The organism is Corynebacterium sp. LK31, from assembly GCF_014335015.1.
Classification (GTDB): Bacteria; Actinomycetota; Actinomycetes; order Mycobacteriales; family Mycobacteriaceae; genus Corynebacterium; species Corynebacterium jeikeium_D.
The window spans coordinates 1-16,132 of the sequence record NZ_PDGW01000030.1; the positions used below are offsets into that span (position 1 = coordinate 1).

Consider the following 16,132-nt stretch of genomic DNA (forward strand, 5'->3'; position numbering starts at 1 on the left):
CAGCAGACCAGCCCCGCGGCAGGGCACCACCAAGGCACTCCCCTTCCCCATACACCTGACTACCCCGCACCAAAACCACCCACACCAACACAGTGAGCCAGGCGCACCCCACCAACCCCAACCACATGACCCAACGGGGTTACGCCGGCCCCCAGGGCCGGAGTGACCCCGAACGACCCCTACATGGTCACCGCACGCAACGACGGCGGTCAGCGAGGGTCGTTGTAGGGGTTGAATCCGTATCGGGCTTCGTACTCGTCGAGGTAGGCGTTGGTTCTTTCGATGGCTTCCTGTCGGTCTTTTTCTTCTCTTCGCCGTCTGGCGATTGTGATGCGGAGTATGCAGAATACGAGGATTGCGATGCCGATTGCGATGGCTGCGAGCACTGTCTTTTCCTTTCTTTGTCGGTGATTTTTGACTGCCATTATGCACGGGTTTGAACGTCGTTTCCTTTTTCCTGCACATGGCTGTTTTTGCGGGGGCTGCTGCCCCCGCTGCCCCCGCGCTTGCAGCGGGCTTGGTCGCGCTGCGCTGTGCTTCAGTCGGTGGTTTCTCGACTTGTCTGCCCCCCTTCTTTGGCTGTGGGGTGAGGTTTTCCCTCGTGGGGTTCTTCTGGTTTCTAGGGGCGTTCTGTCGCCACTGGGGCGACCACTCAGGCGCCGTGGTGGCTTGCGCTCAGTCGCCGCGCGGGCTGTGGTTGCGGGTGGTGTGTGGTGCCGGGGCGTGGCGTGTGGTGTGTGTGGCACGCCATACACTGCCGCATTGGTGGCGGGATCGCTTCTCCACTGCGACACAGCACGCCGCACTGCCAAGCGAGAGCATGTCTGGTATTACCAACACCCATCACCAAGAATGGGGCGTGACTGTCCACTATCAGGTCTCTCGCCTCCTGACATCGCCTCGATTTTGCTGACAAAATGCATAGGACGGACAATCCACCAAAGGATGCACGATGAATCCACGCACTGAACACGCCTCCGAACTCCGCGCACTCCGCGAAGCAGCTGGCCTCACCCAAGCTGCCGTCGCAGCCAAAATGTCGATCGCGCAAAACCGCATTTCCCAGATCGAACACGGACGCCTCGACCGCCTCCATCTAGACACCCTCAGTCGCTATTTCACAGCCCTTGGCTTCCGTCTCGTTGTCACCGCCGAGACTGCCGACGGCAGCCGCAAGATTGTCCTGACTCCCCCATCGCTATTGCCCTAGTCGGGCAGCGGGCGTGCCTTACTGTGAGTGCCACCACGCATCCACTACCCCGTTTTCACAAAAGGAGACTTTCGCCAATGGCACGCCTCGTCAATACCGCAGAGCAGCGCTCCCTGCGCCAGCAAGCCCACAGCGATGCCACCGCCAACGTCCGCCGCGCTCTCAACATCGAGCAGCAAGCCCAAGCTACTTACCGACAGCGCCAGCGAGAAACCGCCGACGCTATCGCCGTCGCCCGCGCTGAAGGAGTCCCGTGGGCACACATCTGCCAAGCACTCGGCGGTATTAACCGCTCCTCGGCCGTCCTGCGCCTCAACGTCCACGGCTCGCGCGCCACCGCCGCAGGAGTTGACCGATCTGTGCCAGACATCGCCGCCCCCCTCAAGCGCTGCTCCCTCGCCGACGATGACCTCTCCGCCGCCCCGCCCGTAGTCACCCAGTGGTGGAATACTCCTCGCGTGGGTGATGCCATTGACGCCGCGTTGCAGGCCGTCACCGCCGAGCGGCGCCAACAGATGCTTGCAGAGGGAACCTACGCCACCGTCATTGTCAGCACCCTTAGCGCCATTGCCCAGTCCTGCACCACCGCCGCCTTCCATGCCCTGTGCGCCTTAGCTACCAGCAACCCCAATGCCAGCGACGATGACGCAATAACCTGCGCTTGCGATGCCGTGCGCACCGCAACCGACGCTACCGGGTAGTGCACTGTCCACCCCTGCGGAAAGCGGGCGTCTGCTCTACTTACTCCATCGAGTTTCAACTCGACACCTTCACCACATCCACGTTGTCACGAAAGGCTTTCCATGAGCTTGATTCTTGCCCACCCGCACCACGAGTCCGAGATCACGCTGAACTATCAGCTTGGCGCTGCGCTCGTTATCGTCGGACTGTGCCTGGCATTCGTCATCTACAGCGCCCGCGTTGTCCGCAAAAACGACAAGGAACGCTCGACCAGTAATGTTCTGCGCGGCATCATTGCCGCCTCGTCTACTCACTTCGATACGCGCATGGCGGGCTGGGAGGTCATTCGCCAATCTCTGTCGAAGGCGTCCACCCGCCGTGCTATTGCCGCCGATGGCGACCTGAACCGAGCGCTGCGCAGCACTATTCGCACCGCGGCCCCGGACAACGGGACGGAACGCAATGCCATTGATGCCATCGAGTCGCTACTAGGCGCAGTCCACGCTTCTGCGAGGTAGTCAGCACCCCAGTACAGCTTCACCGCCCCGGCGTTAGTGCCGGTCGGCGGTTTTTTCTTACCCCACTGTTACGTGTTGTAACTGTCCGCCCGTCATTGCGGTAGCGCTACCAGGTAGCACACTGTCCGCCATCGCTTCGGTGGGCACAGCGTCGGAACTGGGGTTTCTCACCCAAGGGGTAACGCCGTTCCCCTTTAGTGGCACAGAGTTGGCCACACCGCTACATCGTTACACAATAATTAAACATGTAACGCACGGGCGGCAACAGACAGGAGACACCACCATGACACTTCAACTCTTCGGCGCAGCAATTGCCCTTATCGGCGCTATCACCGGACTCCTTGCTATCGCCCAAAAGGAACGCTCCGACCGCCGCAAAGAATGGTTTGCCCGCTACCAGTGGGCAATAGAACTCGCACACAGCGACGATGACGCCACCGCCGAGACGGGACGCGCCCACCTTGCCACCTTGAAGAACTCTCGTATCGCCACCCGCTCAGAACGTGAGTTCATTCCCACCTACCGGCCCCAACGGCGCGCAAATACCCGCCGATACCCAACCACAGCCCACCGGACAAAACAGACCGCCCGAAAGTAGCCGCTCCGCATAAGGCCACCGCCAGCGCCTTATGCCCCACTCCCTCTGTAACTGTCCGCCCGGCCTTCTCAAGTCGGCCAGCACGCCCGCCACATCAGCGATGCTCATTGCAGGGAAACGCACATAGCGTAGCTTTCCCGTACACCATGCACACCACACGACATAAGGAGCGCATTATGCACGCCGCCTTAATCGACCATTCTGGCGCTATCGCCATTGCCGCCACACTCGTGCTTATGGCGCTGGCTATAACCGCCGTCATCCTGGCATATCGGGCTATTAGCGACGATCCCGCCGTCTACCCCGATGCCATGACCAATCACATCTACCGCTGCCTAGCGGAACTTCCCACGGCAACCCCACGACAGCGCCTTGCCATGTGGAAAGGGCTTGCTCGCGTCTGCCGTAACCCGCACCTGTCAGCGCCGGAATGCACCCTTGTTCATCAAATGGCGCGCGATTTTATCCATCAGAGCCAATCCGCCGAAGAGCGTGACGCAATCGCTCAAGTAGCTATTCAGTCCAACGCACTGCTGCGACCAACACCACACGCCTAACCGTTCCGGGCGAGACACCCAATCTCGCCCGTTTCCTTACTTACACCCTGCCACTGTCCGCTTAGTCAGAAAGTGGGGCGATTCCCTCCACTACTGTCCGCTCCTAGACAATCAGAATCCAACTGGAAGTTGACCGTTTTACCTGCACTACTACGCATGTAGTCATGACGTGACTACATGCGTAGTGTCTATTACTTTTTGTTTCGGCCAGGTCTCTCTCGACGGTTGCGACACTGCACATGTCACGTTCACTTCCGACCTAGGAGTTGGTTTCCATGCCACACTTTTCCGCACTCGCTGAAACTCTGCCCCAACTACCTGAATGGGCTCCACTCGCCCCGAACACACCTTCTGCGGTTGTCACCGCGCTCGCATTCGACGGCGCTGGCACCAAGCTTCACAAGGGCATTGTGTCGATTCCAGACACCACGGCATTCCCAGTGGTGGCCAACGCGGTGGCCAATAAGGTCTACGACCTGGCTTCCCGCCCCTGCCTGTCTATGGCAATTGTGTGGGTCGCCCCACGCCTAGACAATGGCCAGGTCTCGCAAATCTCCACACACATCGAAGAAGCCTTGTCTCAAAACGGCGTGAGCTTTGACGGCTCTTACCGTGCGGAATCTATCAATCACGGCAAGGCAGTCAGGTCGCTCGACGGCGCGCCCGTTGGTCACTGTGGCAAGAACTGGACAAACACGGTCGAAACTCAGTGGAGTATGCATGACCTGCTGCTACTCCCCACCACTGTCACCAGCACACAGGCAGCACAGGCGCACAAGGTTGCCGAGTCCGTTTATCACGCACCCAAATCGCGCGAGTGCTCTGAAAACAAGCCCCTACCACCGGCTGTGGCTGGCTGTTACGCCACCTACATGGATATTCTCAACGACCTCGACGCCCAACCATGCACACGCGACGTAATTGAGTACCTACTTGCAGCGCCCGAGCGCATTCACTGCGCTGCGGAGGTCTGCAAGTACGCCCAGATGCGTGATGTCGCATTAGCGCCGTTGTTCGACAAGGCATTTTCCGAACGTCAGATTGCTTTTTGGTCAGCGTGCGCATCCCTATTTACCGGCAACATGCGCGCTAACGCCTACGCTGCACTAACCATCCATGCACTAGTCAACGAGGATACGACAATGGCGATTCGTGCAATGCGTCTGGCATACTGCGCCAACGAAGCCAATAGCCTAACGGGTCTGCTAGTTACCGCTATGGCCGGTGGTATTACGCCGTTGGCACTAGCGAGCATCAAGAGCGCTACCGATGACCTGCTAGGGCAATCCGAGTAAGCCCCGCCCCGGCACCCCGGCCAAGCCGGGGTGCTTTTGACTTTTCCTGCCACTACTGTCCGCCTGGCATCAATTCTCGGCAGGGTCGCGGGCGAGTGCGACGATAGTAGGGACATCTGCAATCAGGAGGCCACAATGGATAATCCAACCTACGACTTTCAATCGAAGCTCAACGACGCGCGCGCCATGCTTATTCGCGAGTTCTTGCAGGATTTAGCAGCAGAGTGCGAGGAGACGGCTGAAATCGCGTCTGCAGCCATTGCAGAGGCAAGAAACTCCGATGGATCTGCCGAGTCTATGCTGCGCTTTGCTGAGGCCGCGAACGTGGCTTCCCAGGGACTGCGAGCGCTTGCCCAAGACGCTGCTGTGCAGTCCACGGCTGTCTATGACACTTCCCTGCGTACCGCTGCGACCGCTATTGGCACTAGCCCCAATACAATTAACCGCTGGCGTGAGCGTGGTCGCGCTGATCGACCAGAGAAGCTACAGACGCAGTGGTGGGTCAACGAGGCAGAGGTGCTGCCCTCAGCTGAAGACCTAGAGGACTTGGTGAACGGTTCCCCTTCGACTGACTCCGAGCCCTCTTCGGAGCCGGGCGACTCTATTGCCGGAGATGATGACTAACCGCAGCGACAGTGATTCTTTCCAGAGGCTCACACTGTCCATCTCTGGAGCGTTTAACCCATTTGACCTGGCTTACTACTTCTGTAGTTAGCGATTAACTACAAGCGTAGTGCTGCTTCTACTACTTGTGTAGTCCCTTTCTGGCTACGTCCGTAGTTGCCGCCTCGGCCAGGCGCTCGTCGGCTCATGCGATTGTGCTATCGACAGCAACGGCACACACTTCGACAAAGGAGCCACCATGACCAGTAGCACTACTACCGCAGATCTAACTCAGGAGTTCATTGCCAAGGTGCGAGAGCTCGCGATTGACACTCTCATCTTCGTCGAAAACTTCACCGACGAGGGGGCGGTATGGGAGCTCAATTCGGTTATTGCAGAGCTTCAGATTGCCCCGGCCGAAATGAATTACTTGCAAGAGGAGTGGTTTACCACCACTGACCACGCCGGAGAATCCATGTCTATCTTGACCAAGATGTTCCCAACGACCGTCATCAACGACAGCCACATCGAGGTTCATATCACCGGCGAGTAGACAAACGGTGCCCGTAGTCACGCAAAGTGACTGCGGGCAATTCTAAGGCCGTCCGTTAGCTGTCCACCTTCACGTTAAGGCAGAGAAGACATAGCAACTACACACGTAGTCATTCGTCCACTACACACGTAGTTGTCGATTTACTACGTTTGTAGCCTATAGCCCCTTTCCGAGAAGTGACTGTCGAACTCGCCCCAGCGTGTAGCACCTTTTCCCTGGTCGCACACCGCTACACATAGAACCAAAATGATGTCAATGCCGGACACTACAGCAGTAGTTACTTCACCACTACATCTGTAGTCACTGACTGACTACATGCGTAGTTGTTTATCTTTTTCCGGCCAGCCTAACAAGCCAATACAGCAAAATCGACATCGCACCATGCAGAGCTCGCCATTGTGCTCACACCACACCGAAAGGAACTTTCCATGCCACTCCATCGCAACGCTTCAGCGATCTACCGCCGCACTCTCACTGCGGCGACAGTCGTGACCATCGGAACCCTATGCGTTACCGCATTGTTTACCAACATCCTCAGTCCGTCACCCAACGGCTCGTTCGTTAGTCTGCTGACCGTAGCTGGTTTCGCTTGCGTGAGCTTCTCCCTCGTTCTGTTTGCCGGAGTGGATAGCCTTGCTCGCCATGCCATCGCGTGCGAGATGCAGGCAATGAAGGGGCATCCTTACGCAGAAGACTTCATTCCAGCCTGGATGCAGCAGTACATGACCCACCGGCAGGCGGCATAAGCGGGGAGTAGCCGATCACCATTGACACCTACAGAAGTTATTAACTACGCCCGTAGTTACATATCACTACACCTGTAGTGCATTTCAGACTACGGGCGTAGTGACTTACTAATTACATTCGTAGTCAGACTGTAGTCAATGACTTAATAGTGCTGCGTAACCCATGAATCACCTTGCTCCCCAGCGGCATCGCCAGTGTGTTACCGTGGCACGTAGAAACCAAAAACAACGCGATTACTGAGCAGAATCACCACACCTTTGCCGCAGTATTCGCCACACCGCACTAAAAGGAAAACGCATGGCTAGGAGAAAAACCGGAGGTCTACTAACTCCGCTACGAAAGCGAACCCTCGTCATCCCTTCGGCAAAGGGTGGTGCGAGCAAGACCACATTGGCAGCACACCTCGCATACGAGTTCACTCGCTACGGACTCACCGTTCTGTGCATCGACACTGACAGCCTGGGCGGATTCACTTCCCTGATGAAGTCTTACGCTGGCGAAGGACAGCCATCGAGTCTTGAAGTCATCAAGGGAGAAATAGAACCCCAAGATGCCGCAATCATGGTTCCCGGTTGGACGGCTCCTAGTGGCGTTTCGTGGCAAAAGGGCGGGGCACTCATCGAAGGAGGGCAGACCATTTTAATTCCTGCCCCGGCTGACACTGCCCGCCAAAGCGAGTTTTCCCGAGAGATGGAAAAACCAGGCTCGGTTGAGGAAATGCGACTTGCTCGTGCTCTCAACGCCGAGGCGTTCCACTCTGTTGACGTCATCATCGTGGATATGCCGGGAACGTCCTCACCCACAATCGTCAATTCAGTGCTCAACGCTGCAGCCAACGTGGTTTACCCAGCAAAACCCGAGTACCTCGCACTGCAAGGTATTCAAGCCATTGATGACAACATTGACCGCTGGATTGATAACTCACCCGATGCAAATGCCTACTTGAACACCTTAGGCGCCATTCCAACACAGATTGACCCAGGCCAGCCCGGTCGCCGCACTCCTGGCAAGGAAGTGCTGGAAGAAACTGAGCGTTGGCTGCAGTCCAACGAAGGCAATGAGATGCGTCTTTTTGCTCCTGGCATCGAGGAACGATCTGCGATGCGTAAGGCCGTCAATATTGGCGTTCCTATCCAGCGGATGACCGAGACCCAGGGCGAAATTCGCGATGCAGGTACTATCCCGCCAGCGTTTGCCCGCATTGCGCTGTCGATTCTTGAGGAAATCAACGAGGCGAACGAAGAAGAGCTCTACGACGTCGAGGGGATGAAGTCGGCGTTAGAGTCGCAGGTCAAGAAGCTGCAAATTACTAGCAAAAAGATTCGCGACCGGTGGAAGTCGGCGATTCTCTCCGAAAAGTTTATGAAGTTGGTGGAAAACGATGGCAACTAGGCGCAAAAAGACTCAGCCCGCAGACGGGCTTACTACTAACCGGCAAGCTGGGGCTCCAGTGAAAGCATTTGCTTCTTCTTCCCCGAAGCCCGCGGCGAAGAAGACTCCGGCGGCTGCGGAGGAGGCCGCAGGGGACGTGACACAGGCGCCTGCGCCGATGGCAACTCCAGCCCCCGCGGCGGCCGAGCCATCCCCACGCACTCAGCCTTCCCCAAACGAACTGGATCTGATGGACGTGCTGCGGATGCGGCCGCACACAATGAAGACATCGCCAACGTCCGTGCGCATTTCGTCGGCGCTAAAAGAGCGCGTCAGCGAACAGATTGATATTTTTTCCACGAAGTTCCCTGACACTCGCAAGCCCAGTCAATCGGACGTGATTAATGCCGCTTTGAGCTGCTATGTGTCGCTGTTGGAGACGGCATCTCCTGACGAATACGCACGCCTGTGGGCGTATCTAGGGTTACGCGAGTAGGCTCTACTCGCCCCTCCTTGAGTTATGACGCGAGCTCTGTGCACGGTTAGCGCAGGGCTCGCGTCTTTTTTGTGTCCAGAAGTAGGGAAGCGGGCAGGTGTCACACTGTAGGCAACTTGCTAACGAATACTCCAAGGAGGCGGACACATGAGTTCCGACGATCTCTTCGGCGAGCGGCGAATCGAGTACCGGGGACGCAGTGACGATCAAGCCCACGATGCGTACAGCTTCGGGGATGTCGATTCTGACGATGAATCCCCCTTCGATTTCGACAGTGACACTGCCGTGCCTGAGGTGCGCGTCGATTCTGTGCGCGACCGCGAGGTTTCACAGCCGTCGCGTGAAGAGCCGCCGCAGGCACGGCGTTCTCCGCGTCGCCGCTTTGAGACACGCCGGCGCAGTCACCTACAGGCCGTTCCGGCTCCTGCGGACTTTGATGCGGCCTCCGAGCTTGAAGCTGGTGCGGTCACCTCCGAGGAAAGCAACAAGGCGAACATTGGCATCGACGCTACGGATGATGATGCAGATTTCGATACTGCTTTTGACCAGGAGTTTGACTCCACCTTCGACGAGTTTGATGACTTTTCAGCAGAGCAATCGACTGAGGTTGCCGAAGCTCCGACAATTGCAGAGCCAACACGTCGGATTGCAGCCAAGGCTTCCGTGAGCGCCATTGCCTCGCGACCGGCATTCGAGTTAGAGACCGATGCAGGCGCTGCCGAGCCTGCAGACAAGCTCGATGACCGAATCGCTGGGGTTACCACCGGCAAGCGCGTTGCCAACCACAACTACGCCTCCCCGGATCTTCCAACCCCTGAGCGCAAGAGTTTCATTGAGCGCCTTACAGGATTTTTCCCAGCCAAGAAAGCCAAAGGGCCAACCACTGACGAGCTACGTTTTATTCGGCGCAACCTCACCGGAAGCTTCAATATTTCCGTAGTCAACGTCAAGGGCGGTGTCGGCAAGACCGTTACGGCCGATTTGCTGGGCAAGACCTTTTCTTCCCAACGAAACGATCGTGTCATTGCCGTAGACGCCACGCCGGAAGGCGGCGAACTTATCGACCGCTGTCGAAATGAGAACAACGGCACCATTCGCTCGCTAATTGAACAGCTTCCCTTGGTGTCTCGTTACTCGCATATTCGCGAGCACACGTCGCAATCCGACTCCGGCCTCGAAGTTCTAGGGTCTGACCCCTCCGTGATTGGAGCACAGCGTCTGACGGGGGATGAATACCGCGAAGTAATGAAAGCTCTGCGCACGTTCTACCAGGTCATTATCACCGACTGTGCCCAAGGCGTCACAGGCGAGCTCATGGAAGCCGTGCTCGATGAAACCGATCTGCTCCTGCTAGTTAGCGAAGGCGCCGACGGAATGCGAGCAGCAACCAAGACAGCCAACGATCTGGCTTCCGCTGATGGATACTGGAATGGTCGCTACGCGCACTTGGTTGAAGACATGGTGGTCGTGGTCAACTCCAGGTCACCACGATCGAATGTGGATGTCGGCAAGGTTGAGGAGTTCTTTTCCAGCATCGCCCGCGCAGTCGTGACGCTGCCGTTCGACCAGGCTCTAGAAGGCGGCAGGGGAGTGGAACTGTCCGAGGTGTCGGAGGCGACGCGAGCTGCAGGAATTGACCTTGCTTCGAAGGTTGCTGCATCGAACTCATTTAAGGATGGAGGTCGATGAGCGGATACGGAGGCAGGCTCGACGGGTTCAATGATGACTTCGATTTCGCCGAAGCTCCGCCGCAGCCTGCCCCCGAACTAGAGCCACCTCGCGTTTCCGTTCGTTATCGGCCAGGACAACGCCGACTACAGATTGTTCTCAGCGTACTGGCGTGCGCTATCGCGGTGGCGGGCAGTTTCTTCGCTGGTTGGAAGGTGGGACGGGACAATATTCCAGCTCCAGCGCCTGTGACTGTCACCGCTGACCCGGCTGCCCCGTCAGGTGTACCTCCGGTGTCTTCTTCCAGATCTGAAGCTTCCGAGCCTACCGAGCAGGACGCTCCTCCTGTCGAGAGTGAGCGCGAGACCGATGGTGAGGATACCGAGCAGCCGGATGTAGGCCAGGGCGAATTGCTGGCCGATTAGCTTAAGGTCGTACATTTTCTCCGATCGTTCGAGCTGAGAGTATGAATCCGCTTCTTTCTTTGTCTGTTGTTGACTGCAGCAGGCTTCGCGATGCCGCCACCGTGCTGGTGCGACATGGAATTACGACGCCAGCACTGGATGCCGCAGTTCAGCGTGCACAGTGGCCTGCCTTGTTGCAGCTCCAGTTGGTCACCGACATTGCGGCGCACTCTTCGACTGCAGCGCAACTGGGCATTGATGTTGCGATGTTGCCGGCGCCACCCCCGGATGCGCCGGCGCCGGGAACGATTGGTGGCCGCGCCTCTGGATGCCAGCCGAGGGACGTGACACCTAGCGAAGTTTCCTCCCTGCAGGATGCGTCGGAGATTCTCAAGCCGGTCGGCACGCCATTGGACTTCGATGGAACACTCGACTCTCTTCGCGGCATCAGCGTCAGCGAGCTTGACGTAGCATCGCCAACCCAGTTGGAAAACCTTGCGGCCAGCTCGGTGGACACTGTGTGGGACGTTCTGATGCGTGTTCCGCTTCGCTATCTCAACCGCACTGAACTTCTCCCTATTTCCGCACTTCAGCCGGGCATGAAGGCGGCAACCTTCGTCGGCAATGTGCGCACTATCCAAACATCCTACGGGCCGACCCAGTACTGCCGGATTTCAGTTGGCGATGCCAATGCGTCGATCAGTGTGATGTTTTTCCAGGCGCCGTGGATGTCGAAGCGTTTTCGCCGCGGTGATCGTGTCATCGTGCATGGAGACATTGGGGAGTTCAATAATCGGCCGACAATAAGCTCTCCGATCATTGAAACGTTGGAAGACTCTACGGCTCCGTGGGTGCCGATTTACCCGCAGTCGCAGAAGAACAAGGTATCGACCTGGCTCATCCAGCGGCTTGCTGTCGCCGCCCTGCGCCGCATCCCTCATTTAAGCGACCCCATCCCTGTTGAGGTCCGACAATCATTGGGCATTCCCAGCAGGATTGATGCACTTCGAGCGCTGCATGTTCCACAGTCGGCCGAGGAGGCCAACAGGGGACGTGACAGGTTAGCTTTTGACGAACTGTTCCGTCTTCAGCTGGCGATCGGTGTCGTTGCCAACACCCAGAAGAACTCCCAGGGGATTGCCCATCATTGCCCTGACCAACTGGTACAGCAGTGGCAAGCCAATCTTCCATTTGGTCTCACCGGGGCGCAGCAGCGGGCCATCCGAGAGATTCGCAACGATCTGGCATCCGCAGCGCCTATGAACCGCCTGCTGCAAGGAGATGTCGGCGCCGGCAAGACTGCAGTGATTACTGCTACTGCCCTCAGCGTCGTTGAAGGTGGACGTCAGGCAGTTATCGTCGCACCGTCAGAGATTCTGGCCCGCCAGCATCATGCTGAGCTTGCCGAAGCGCTAGAACCGCTGGGCGTTCAGGTTGACTTGCTTGTTTCGGCGCATCTTCCACGAAAGCGTCGTGACGTCTTAGCTGATTTGGCTAGTGGAGCTTCCAATATTGCGGTGGGAACACACTCACTACTGATGGACAGTGTTGCGTACAAGCGCCTGGGGTGCGTCGTGGTCGATGAACAGCATCGTTTCGGAGTTGACCAGCGAGCTGCACTGGCTGGTCGTGGAGATGACGGCAAAATGCCGGATATGCTGCAGGCAACCGCGACACCGATTCCACGTACTGCGGCTATCACGGAGTTTGGGGACATGACGCTTTCCATCCTCGATGAAAAACCTCCAGGGCGAAGCCCCATTGAGACAACATGGGTGGAAAACGGTGACCCACTCGATGAATACGCGCCCTGCTGGCAGGCAGTGCGTGAGCAAGTTCGAGGAGGACATCAGGCTTTTATCGTGTGCCCCTTGGTGAAGTCTTCCAGCGGCAAGACGTCGGAGACGAAGATGGCTGCTGCTGCCGATGATGTCGCGCAGCTTCTAACGCAAGGAGCTTTGGCCGGCCTGAGTGTCGATGTGGTGCATGGCAAGCTCAAGCCCAAAGATCGAGCTGAGCGAATGCAGAGGTTTACTGCTGGAGAGACAGACGTTCTTGTCGCTACGACGGTTATTGAGGTCGGCGTGTCAGTGCCGAACGCGACCGTGATGGTGATCTTGGATGCCGCGAAGTTTGGGCTCGCGCAGCTGCATCAACTTCGTGGCCGTGTCGGTCGAGGTCGGTGGCCTGGGCAGTGCTGGCTAGTTGGTCAAGCGAATGGAGACGGGGCAGCTCGGATGCGGGCAATGGTGTCTACGGATGATGGATTCGCGTTATCGGCAATGGATTTGGAGATTCGTGGGCCAGGAAGTTTGATTTCGACAGTTCAGGCTGGAAAGCAGTCTGGCTTGGTGGTTGCCGATTTGATTGCCGACGAGGGAATCCATCTGCAGGCTCGCCAACAGGCACAGGCGCTACTGGCTAGAGATGCACTGCTTTCGCGTCATACATTGTTGCGCACTGAGGTCGAGATTGCGTTGGGGGATCGAGCGGAGTACTTGAGCCGCTCGTAGCCGCTGGTGGGAGCCTGGTATCACGCTACCGGGTAGTGCACTGTCCGACTTTTTATGCGCCTTTTCCTGGTGATTTGCTTATGACTCGGGTTCGTTTTTACACGACTCGGCCAGATTAAAAAGCCACCTTGAATGCTGATGTCAACACCACCCGCTACGCCCCAGAGTGATTTGGGGTTTCTCAAAGGAGGGCACCATGCTCATTGCGTTCAAGAAGCCAGTGCAGTCAGAGATTCGAAAGCGCCGCAGCAAGCACAGCTGTTTGACTAGCTGGGCGGGGGAGGAGAATAAGGCTCTGTTAATCCCTTCGGCTCGAAAGATGTCTTGGGAAGTCACGCTGCGCTGTGATGGCGTATTGCTGGCGCGATTGGTTGACCCAGTTCAGTGGAAGGCAGGTCGGAGTTGTTCTGACGGCAAGGTCTTTTCTGCGAAGGCCCCCTCGATGACAGACGCGGCCGCAATGGCACGGGCGATTGATCGGTTGCTGCGTGACAAGACCGTTCTCCAGGAGTCGTAATGAGGAAGCAGCGTAGAACACCAATTAATCTCTCTGATACTCAGCTGCAGGAGGCCATTCAGGATGGAGCTTTCGACCAAGGCGTTCGCATTCCAACGTTTTTAGAGTTCGATGGCGCAGTTCGCCGTCAGTGGGCCCGCAGTAGGGGACTCGACATGCTGGATTCCTACAAGATCGCTACCGACGAGGCTCTTCGAAGTGACTATTGCCGGTATATCGTGGGTCGCTTTGTCCTTGGGGCGTTTGTCGGGCCAAGGATGTGGCGAGTCCTTGACAGCACTTCTAAACAGGAGCTTTTGAAGGTAAGCCGCAGGTTACAGTCCTCATATGCACGGGCAGCACGGCAATAATTTCACCCCCGCCCAAAACGCCCCCACGCTGGGGGTATCCATTTGGCTACCACGCCGGATGGGGTTGATTACACATAAAATTTAACACTGGGCGGTAGCATTAAGTTCGCGTCGGGGTGGTGCCCGTCGCTGACATGATAGCTTTTGCTTTCGTGTGGATTATGCGCAATACCCCTTACGGGTATGTGCATGGTGTTTTGGTGAGCTTCGATTTTTCGAAGCTTGCTTGACCCCGTGGGATGTGGTGTCCCACGGGGTCTCTTTATGTTTATTGAGACATCTTTCGCGTGGCGACGTGGAATGTGGTGCCTCTCACGTCAGGTGGTGTTGGCGACTATATTAACGGTTTTGCCTGTTTTATAAGGGGTTCATTAAGTACCTCTCACCCCCACCCATTGATGGGATGTCTGCATTTGTTTATGTATTTTGTTGCGCCGATGCATTCGCATGACTTCTGTAAACCCCCCTCCACCCCCTCCGCTTTTTTATATATATCCACATAGGTTGTTGTGTATTTTTTACATCTCGTTATGCGTTCGAGATGAAAAGTTCCCTAATGAGCCCCCAGTTTATAGAGTCACGACAATTCCAACCCAAGCGCCTTTTACCGTTACACTTCCACGTTTATGAAAACATCCCAATCTTTTTCCTTGCCGTTTCGCGATGCCAGCAAAGTAACTCCCGTCACAAAAACGACCCACAGGCCACCCCCGCCAATAGGCAGACTAGTACGTTCCTAACCCCACGAACGGGGTCAATAAAACCCTTAGCTTTTCTCCCCCAACTACCCCCGACACTCTCGGCCATCCCGTAAGCAGCCCCATGTGACACTCTTGGTATGACCACACCAGCATTCGCAGCAAAAAGCATCAACGCCATCTTCAAAACGGCAGAATGGCTCGCCACCCCGCAAGCCATAGCCATGACAAGATTCACCGAGCAAGTCCGCGGCCAACACACCGGAACCACACCAGGAGTGCCGAATGACCCCCATTATTCATCCTGGATTGACTCATACGGCCCGCTGGACAATCCCGATGGTGATCCAGTAGACCCCACCACGCGACTTTGCGCCACCTACGCACGGCGACTACGAACCAGCCCAATTGTGACAGTGGGGAAAGACATTACCCCTGCCTGCACAAAGCTCGCATCAAGCACAGCCCTTCCCGCGTTCGCACCTTCTGTCACTGTTGGCGGACACAATAACTTCACTCTGTGCTTCGACGGCTCGGCAGGAAATAGCCCTTGGCCAGAGAGCACTCCAGGCCACGCCACCACCCATCCGCAGCTGAGTCACCTCACAATCGCAGACGGACGGTGCCTTGGCCTGAGCTCAACGCCAGCAGCAGCCACCTTGCCAAAAGAGCTGCAGGAAGCTGCAAAGACACTTCCCCCACTGCAGATCGAAGGAGACGGGGAAGCCTTCGTAAAAAGCATCAGCCCCACAGAAGCCCGTCGATATATCTCCGAAGCCGCCGATACGGTTGACCACTCCTTTACTCCTGATGCTTCCCGCGTGGTCACAGCAGTCCTCTATGCAATCCACGCGGGCCTTGTCGGAGTCTCAGAGAACTCGGTTATGACCGACTACGGCATCCGCACGGCCTACACACTCACACCGCCGCTATAGGAAAACCCACGGCCAGAGGGAAACGCCCCTCCGATATATTGATGCCCAAACACCACACCCTACTTCCACGAGGAGAAAACACCATGCAAATTAGCCCGCCGGCCCTCACCGAAGATCAGCGCAAGGAAGCCCTGAAAACCGCCGCTGAGGCACGCAGAGAGCGCGCAAAGTTCAAGGAGGAACTAGCCGCAGGAACGGTCAGCCCGGCTGACGGCCTGGATAGGGCGTTGTCCAACCATGTACTTTCCAAGATGAAGGTCATGGAGTTCCTTCGCGCTCTTCCAAAGGTCGGTACCGCCCGAGCCCAGACTGTCATCGAAGATTACGTCCAGTGCTCCGCCGACCGCCGACTGCGCGGACTTGGCCCACGCCAGGTAGAAGCGATGCGGGCTTTCTGTGCGAGCCGCTGATAGAAACA

At 57.0% G+C, this 16,132-nt stretch carries 17 protein-coding genes; all 17 read left to right on the forward strand.

Translation table 11 applies throughout. From position 1 onward, the window contains the following. The first annotated feature begins 952 nt into the window (after positions 1-952). The 17 genes from CRD18_RS10910 (at position 953) to mihF (ending at position 16,124) form a co-directional block, all read left to right on the forward strand. The gene (locus CRD18_RS10910; RefSeq protein ID WP_242458719.1) at positions 953-1,210 is read left to right on the forward strand and encodes a helix-turn-helix domain-containing protein; all 258 of its coding nucleotides are present in this window, start codon (positions 953-955) and stop codon (positions 1,208-1,210) included. A 77-nt stretch (positions 1,211-1,287) separates the two neighbouring features. Continuing rightward, the gene (locus tag CRD18_RS10915) at positions 1,288-1,911 is read left to right on the forward strand and encodes a hypothetical protein (protein WP_187406778.1); all 624 of its coding nucleotides are present in this window, start codon (positions 1,288-1,290) and stop codon (positions 1,909-1,911) included. A gap of 102 nt (positions 1,912-2,013) precedes the next feature. Beyond that, positions 2,014-2,409, forward strand: a complete 396-nt coding sequence (locus CRD18_RS10920; RefSeq protein WP_187406779.1) for a hypothetical protein — start codon at positions 2,014-2,016, stop codon at positions 2,407-2,409. Positions 2,410-2,692: 283 nt separating this feature from the next. Beyond that, positions 2,693-3,007 (forward strand): hypothetical protein, encoded by a 315-nt coding sequence (locus CRD18_RS10925; protein ID WP_187406780.1) that lies wholly within the window; start codon positions 2,693-2,695, stop codon positions 3,005-3,007. Between the two features lie 176 nt (positions 3,008-3,183). Continuing rightward, positions 3,184-3,564, forward strand: a complete 381-nt coding sequence (locus CRD18_RS10930; protein ID WP_187406781.1) for a hypothetical protein — start codon at positions 3,184-3,186, stop codon at positions 3,562-3,564. Positions 3,565-3,839: 275 nt separating this feature from the next. Beyond that, complete coding sequence (locus CRD18_RS10935; protein ID WP_187406782.1) at positions 3,840-4,859, forward strand: DUF4192 family protein; 1,020 nt, start codon at positions 3,840-3,842, stop codon at positions 4,857-4,859. A gap of 135 nt (positions 4,860-4,994) precedes the next feature. Continuing rightward, positions 4,995-5,483: a hypothetical protein gene (locus tag CRD18_RS10940; RefSeq protein WP_187406783.1), complete on the forward strand. Its 489-nt coding sequence runs from the start codon at positions 4,995-4,997 to the stop codon at positions 5,481-5,483. Between the two features lie 238 nt (positions 5,484-5,721). Beyond that, positions 5,722-6,015, forward strand: a complete 294-nt coding sequence (locus tag CRD18_RS10945; RefSeq protein WP_187406784.1) for a hypothetical protein — start codon at positions 5,722-5,724, stop codon at positions 6,013-6,015. Between the two features lie 428 nt (positions 6,016-6,443). Further along, positions 6,444-6,761, forward strand: a complete 318-nt coding sequence (locus CRD18_RS10950; RefSeq protein WP_187406785.1) for a hypothetical protein — start codon at positions 6,444-6,446, stop codon at positions 6,759-6,761. A 298-nt stretch (positions 6,762-7,059) separates the two neighbouring features. Next, positions 7,060-8,154 (forward strand): ParA family protein, encoded by a 1,095-nt coding sequence (locus tag CRD18_RS10955; protein WP_187406786.1) that lies wholly within the window; start codon positions 7,060-7,062, stop codon positions 8,152-8,154. Between the two features lie 58 nt (positions 8,155-8,212). Next, positions 8,213-8,629 carry a hypothetical protein gene (locus tag CRD18_RS10960; protein ID WP_187406787.1) on the forward strand — a complete coding sequence of 139 codons (417 nt, stop codon included), beginning with the start codon at positions 8,213-8,215 and terminating at the stop codon, positions 8,627-8,629. A 147-nt stretch (positions 8,630-8,776) separates the two neighbouring features. Beyond that, positions 8,777-10,318: a MinD/ParA family protein gene (locus CRD18_RS10965; RefSeq protein WP_187406788.1), complete on the forward strand. Its 1,542-nt coding sequence runs from the start codon at positions 8,777-8,779 to the stop codon at positions 10,316-10,318. After that, positions 10,315-10,722 carry a hypothetical protein gene (locus CRD18_RS10970; protein ID WP_187406789.1) on the forward strand — a complete coding sequence of 136 codons (408 nt, stop codon included), beginning with the start codon at positions 10,315-10,317 and terminating at the stop codon, positions 10,720-10,722. Before CRD18_RS10965 ends, CRD18_RS10970 begins: the two co-directional genes overlap by 4 nt. 41 nt (positions 10,723-10,763) lie before the next feature. After that, a complete protein-coding gene (locus CRD18_RS10975; protein ID WP_187406790.1) occupies positions 10,764-13,214 on the forward strand; it encodes an ATP-dependent DNA helicase RecG in 2,451 nt (816 codons plus the stop codon). Positions 13,215-13,410: 196 nt separating this feature from the next. Continuing rightward, on the forward strand, positions 13,411-13,731 hold the full coding sequence (locus CRD18_RS10980; RefSeq protein WP_187406791.1) for a hypothetical protein: 321 nt from the start codon (positions 13,411-13,413) through the stop codon (positions 13,729-13,731). Positions 13,732-14,919: 1,188 nt separating this feature from the next. Beyond that, a complete protein-coding gene (locus CRD18_RS10985) occupies positions 14,920-15,714 on the forward strand; it encodes a hypothetical protein (RefSeq protein WP_187406792.1) in 795 nt (264 codons plus the stop codon). Positions 15,715-15,797: 83 nt separating this feature from the next. Continuing rightward, a complete protein-coding gene (mihF, locus tag CRD18_RS10990) occupies positions 15,798-16,124 on the forward strand; it encodes an integration host factor, actinobacterial type (protein WP_242458720.1) in 327 nt (108 codons plus the stop codon). Positions 16,125-16,132: the final 8 nt, after the last annotated feature.

Excerpts from the sequence above, each read along its gene's own strand:
- CRD18_RS10910 (WP_242458719.1), top strand. The coding sequence starts at position 953 with ATGAATCCACGCACTGAACACGCCTCCGAACTCCGCGCACTCCGCGAA.
- CRD18_RS10915 (WP_187406778.1), top strand. The coding sequence starts at position 1,288 with ATGGCACGCCTCGTCAATACCGCAGAGCAGCGCTCCCTGCGCCAGCAA.
- CRD18_RS10920 (WP_187406779.1), top strand. The coding sequence starts at position 2,014 with ATGAGCTTGATTCTTGCCCACCCGCACCACGAGTCCGAGATCACGCTG.
- CRD18_RS10925 (WP_187406780.1), top strand. The coding sequence starts at position 2,693 with ATGACACTTCAACTCTTCGGCGCAGCAATTGCCCTTATCGGCGCTATC.
- CRD18_RS10930 (WP_187406781.1), top strand. The coding sequence starts at position 3,184 with ATGCACGCCGCCTTAATCGACCATTCTGGCGCTATCGCCATTGCCGCC.
- CRD18_RS10935 (WP_187406782.1), top strand. The coding sequence starts at position 3,840 with ATGCCACACTTTTCCGCACTCGCTGAAACTCTGCCCCAACTACCTGAA.
- CRD18_RS10940 (WP_187406783.1), top strand. The coding sequence starts at position 4,995 with ATGGATAATCCAACCTACGACTTTCAATCGAAGCTCAACGACGCGCGC.
- CRD18_RS10945 (WP_187406784.1), top strand. The coding sequence starts at position 5,722 with ATGACCAGTAGCACTACTACCGCAGATCTAACTCAGGAGTTCATTGCC.
- CRD18_RS10950 (WP_187406785.1), top strand. The coding sequence starts at position 6,444 with ATGCCACTCCATCGCAACGCTTCAGCGATCTACCGCCGCACTCTCACT.
- CRD18_RS10955 (WP_187406786.1), top strand. The coding sequence starts at position 7,060 with ATGGCTAGGAGAAAAACCGGAGGTCTACTAACTCCGCTACGAAAGCGA.
- CRD18_RS10965 (WP_187406788.1), top strand. The coding sequence starts at position 8,777 with ATGAGTTCCGACGATCTCTTCGGCGAGCGGCGAATCGAGTACCGGGGA.
- CRD18_RS10970 (WP_187406789.1), top strand. The coding sequence starts at position 10,315 with ATGAGCGGATACGGAGGCAGGCTCGACGGGTTCAATGATGACTTCGAT.
- CRD18_RS10975 (WP_187406790.1), top strand. The coding sequence starts at position 10,764 with ATGAATCCGCTTCTTTCTTTGTCTGTTGTTGACTGCAGCAGGCTTCGC.
- CRD18_RS10980 (WP_187406791.1), top strand. The coding sequence starts at position 13,411 with ATGCTCATTGCGTTCAAGAAGCCAGTGCAGTCAGAGATTCGAAAGCGC.
- CRD18_RS10985 (WP_187406792.1), top strand. The coding sequence starts at position 14,920 with ATGACCACACCAGCATTCGCAGCAAAAAGCATCAACGCCATCTTCAAA.
- mihF (WP_242458720.1), top strand. The coding sequence starts at position 15,798 with ATGCAAATTAGCCCGCCGGCCCTCACCGAAGATCAGCGCAAGGAAGCC.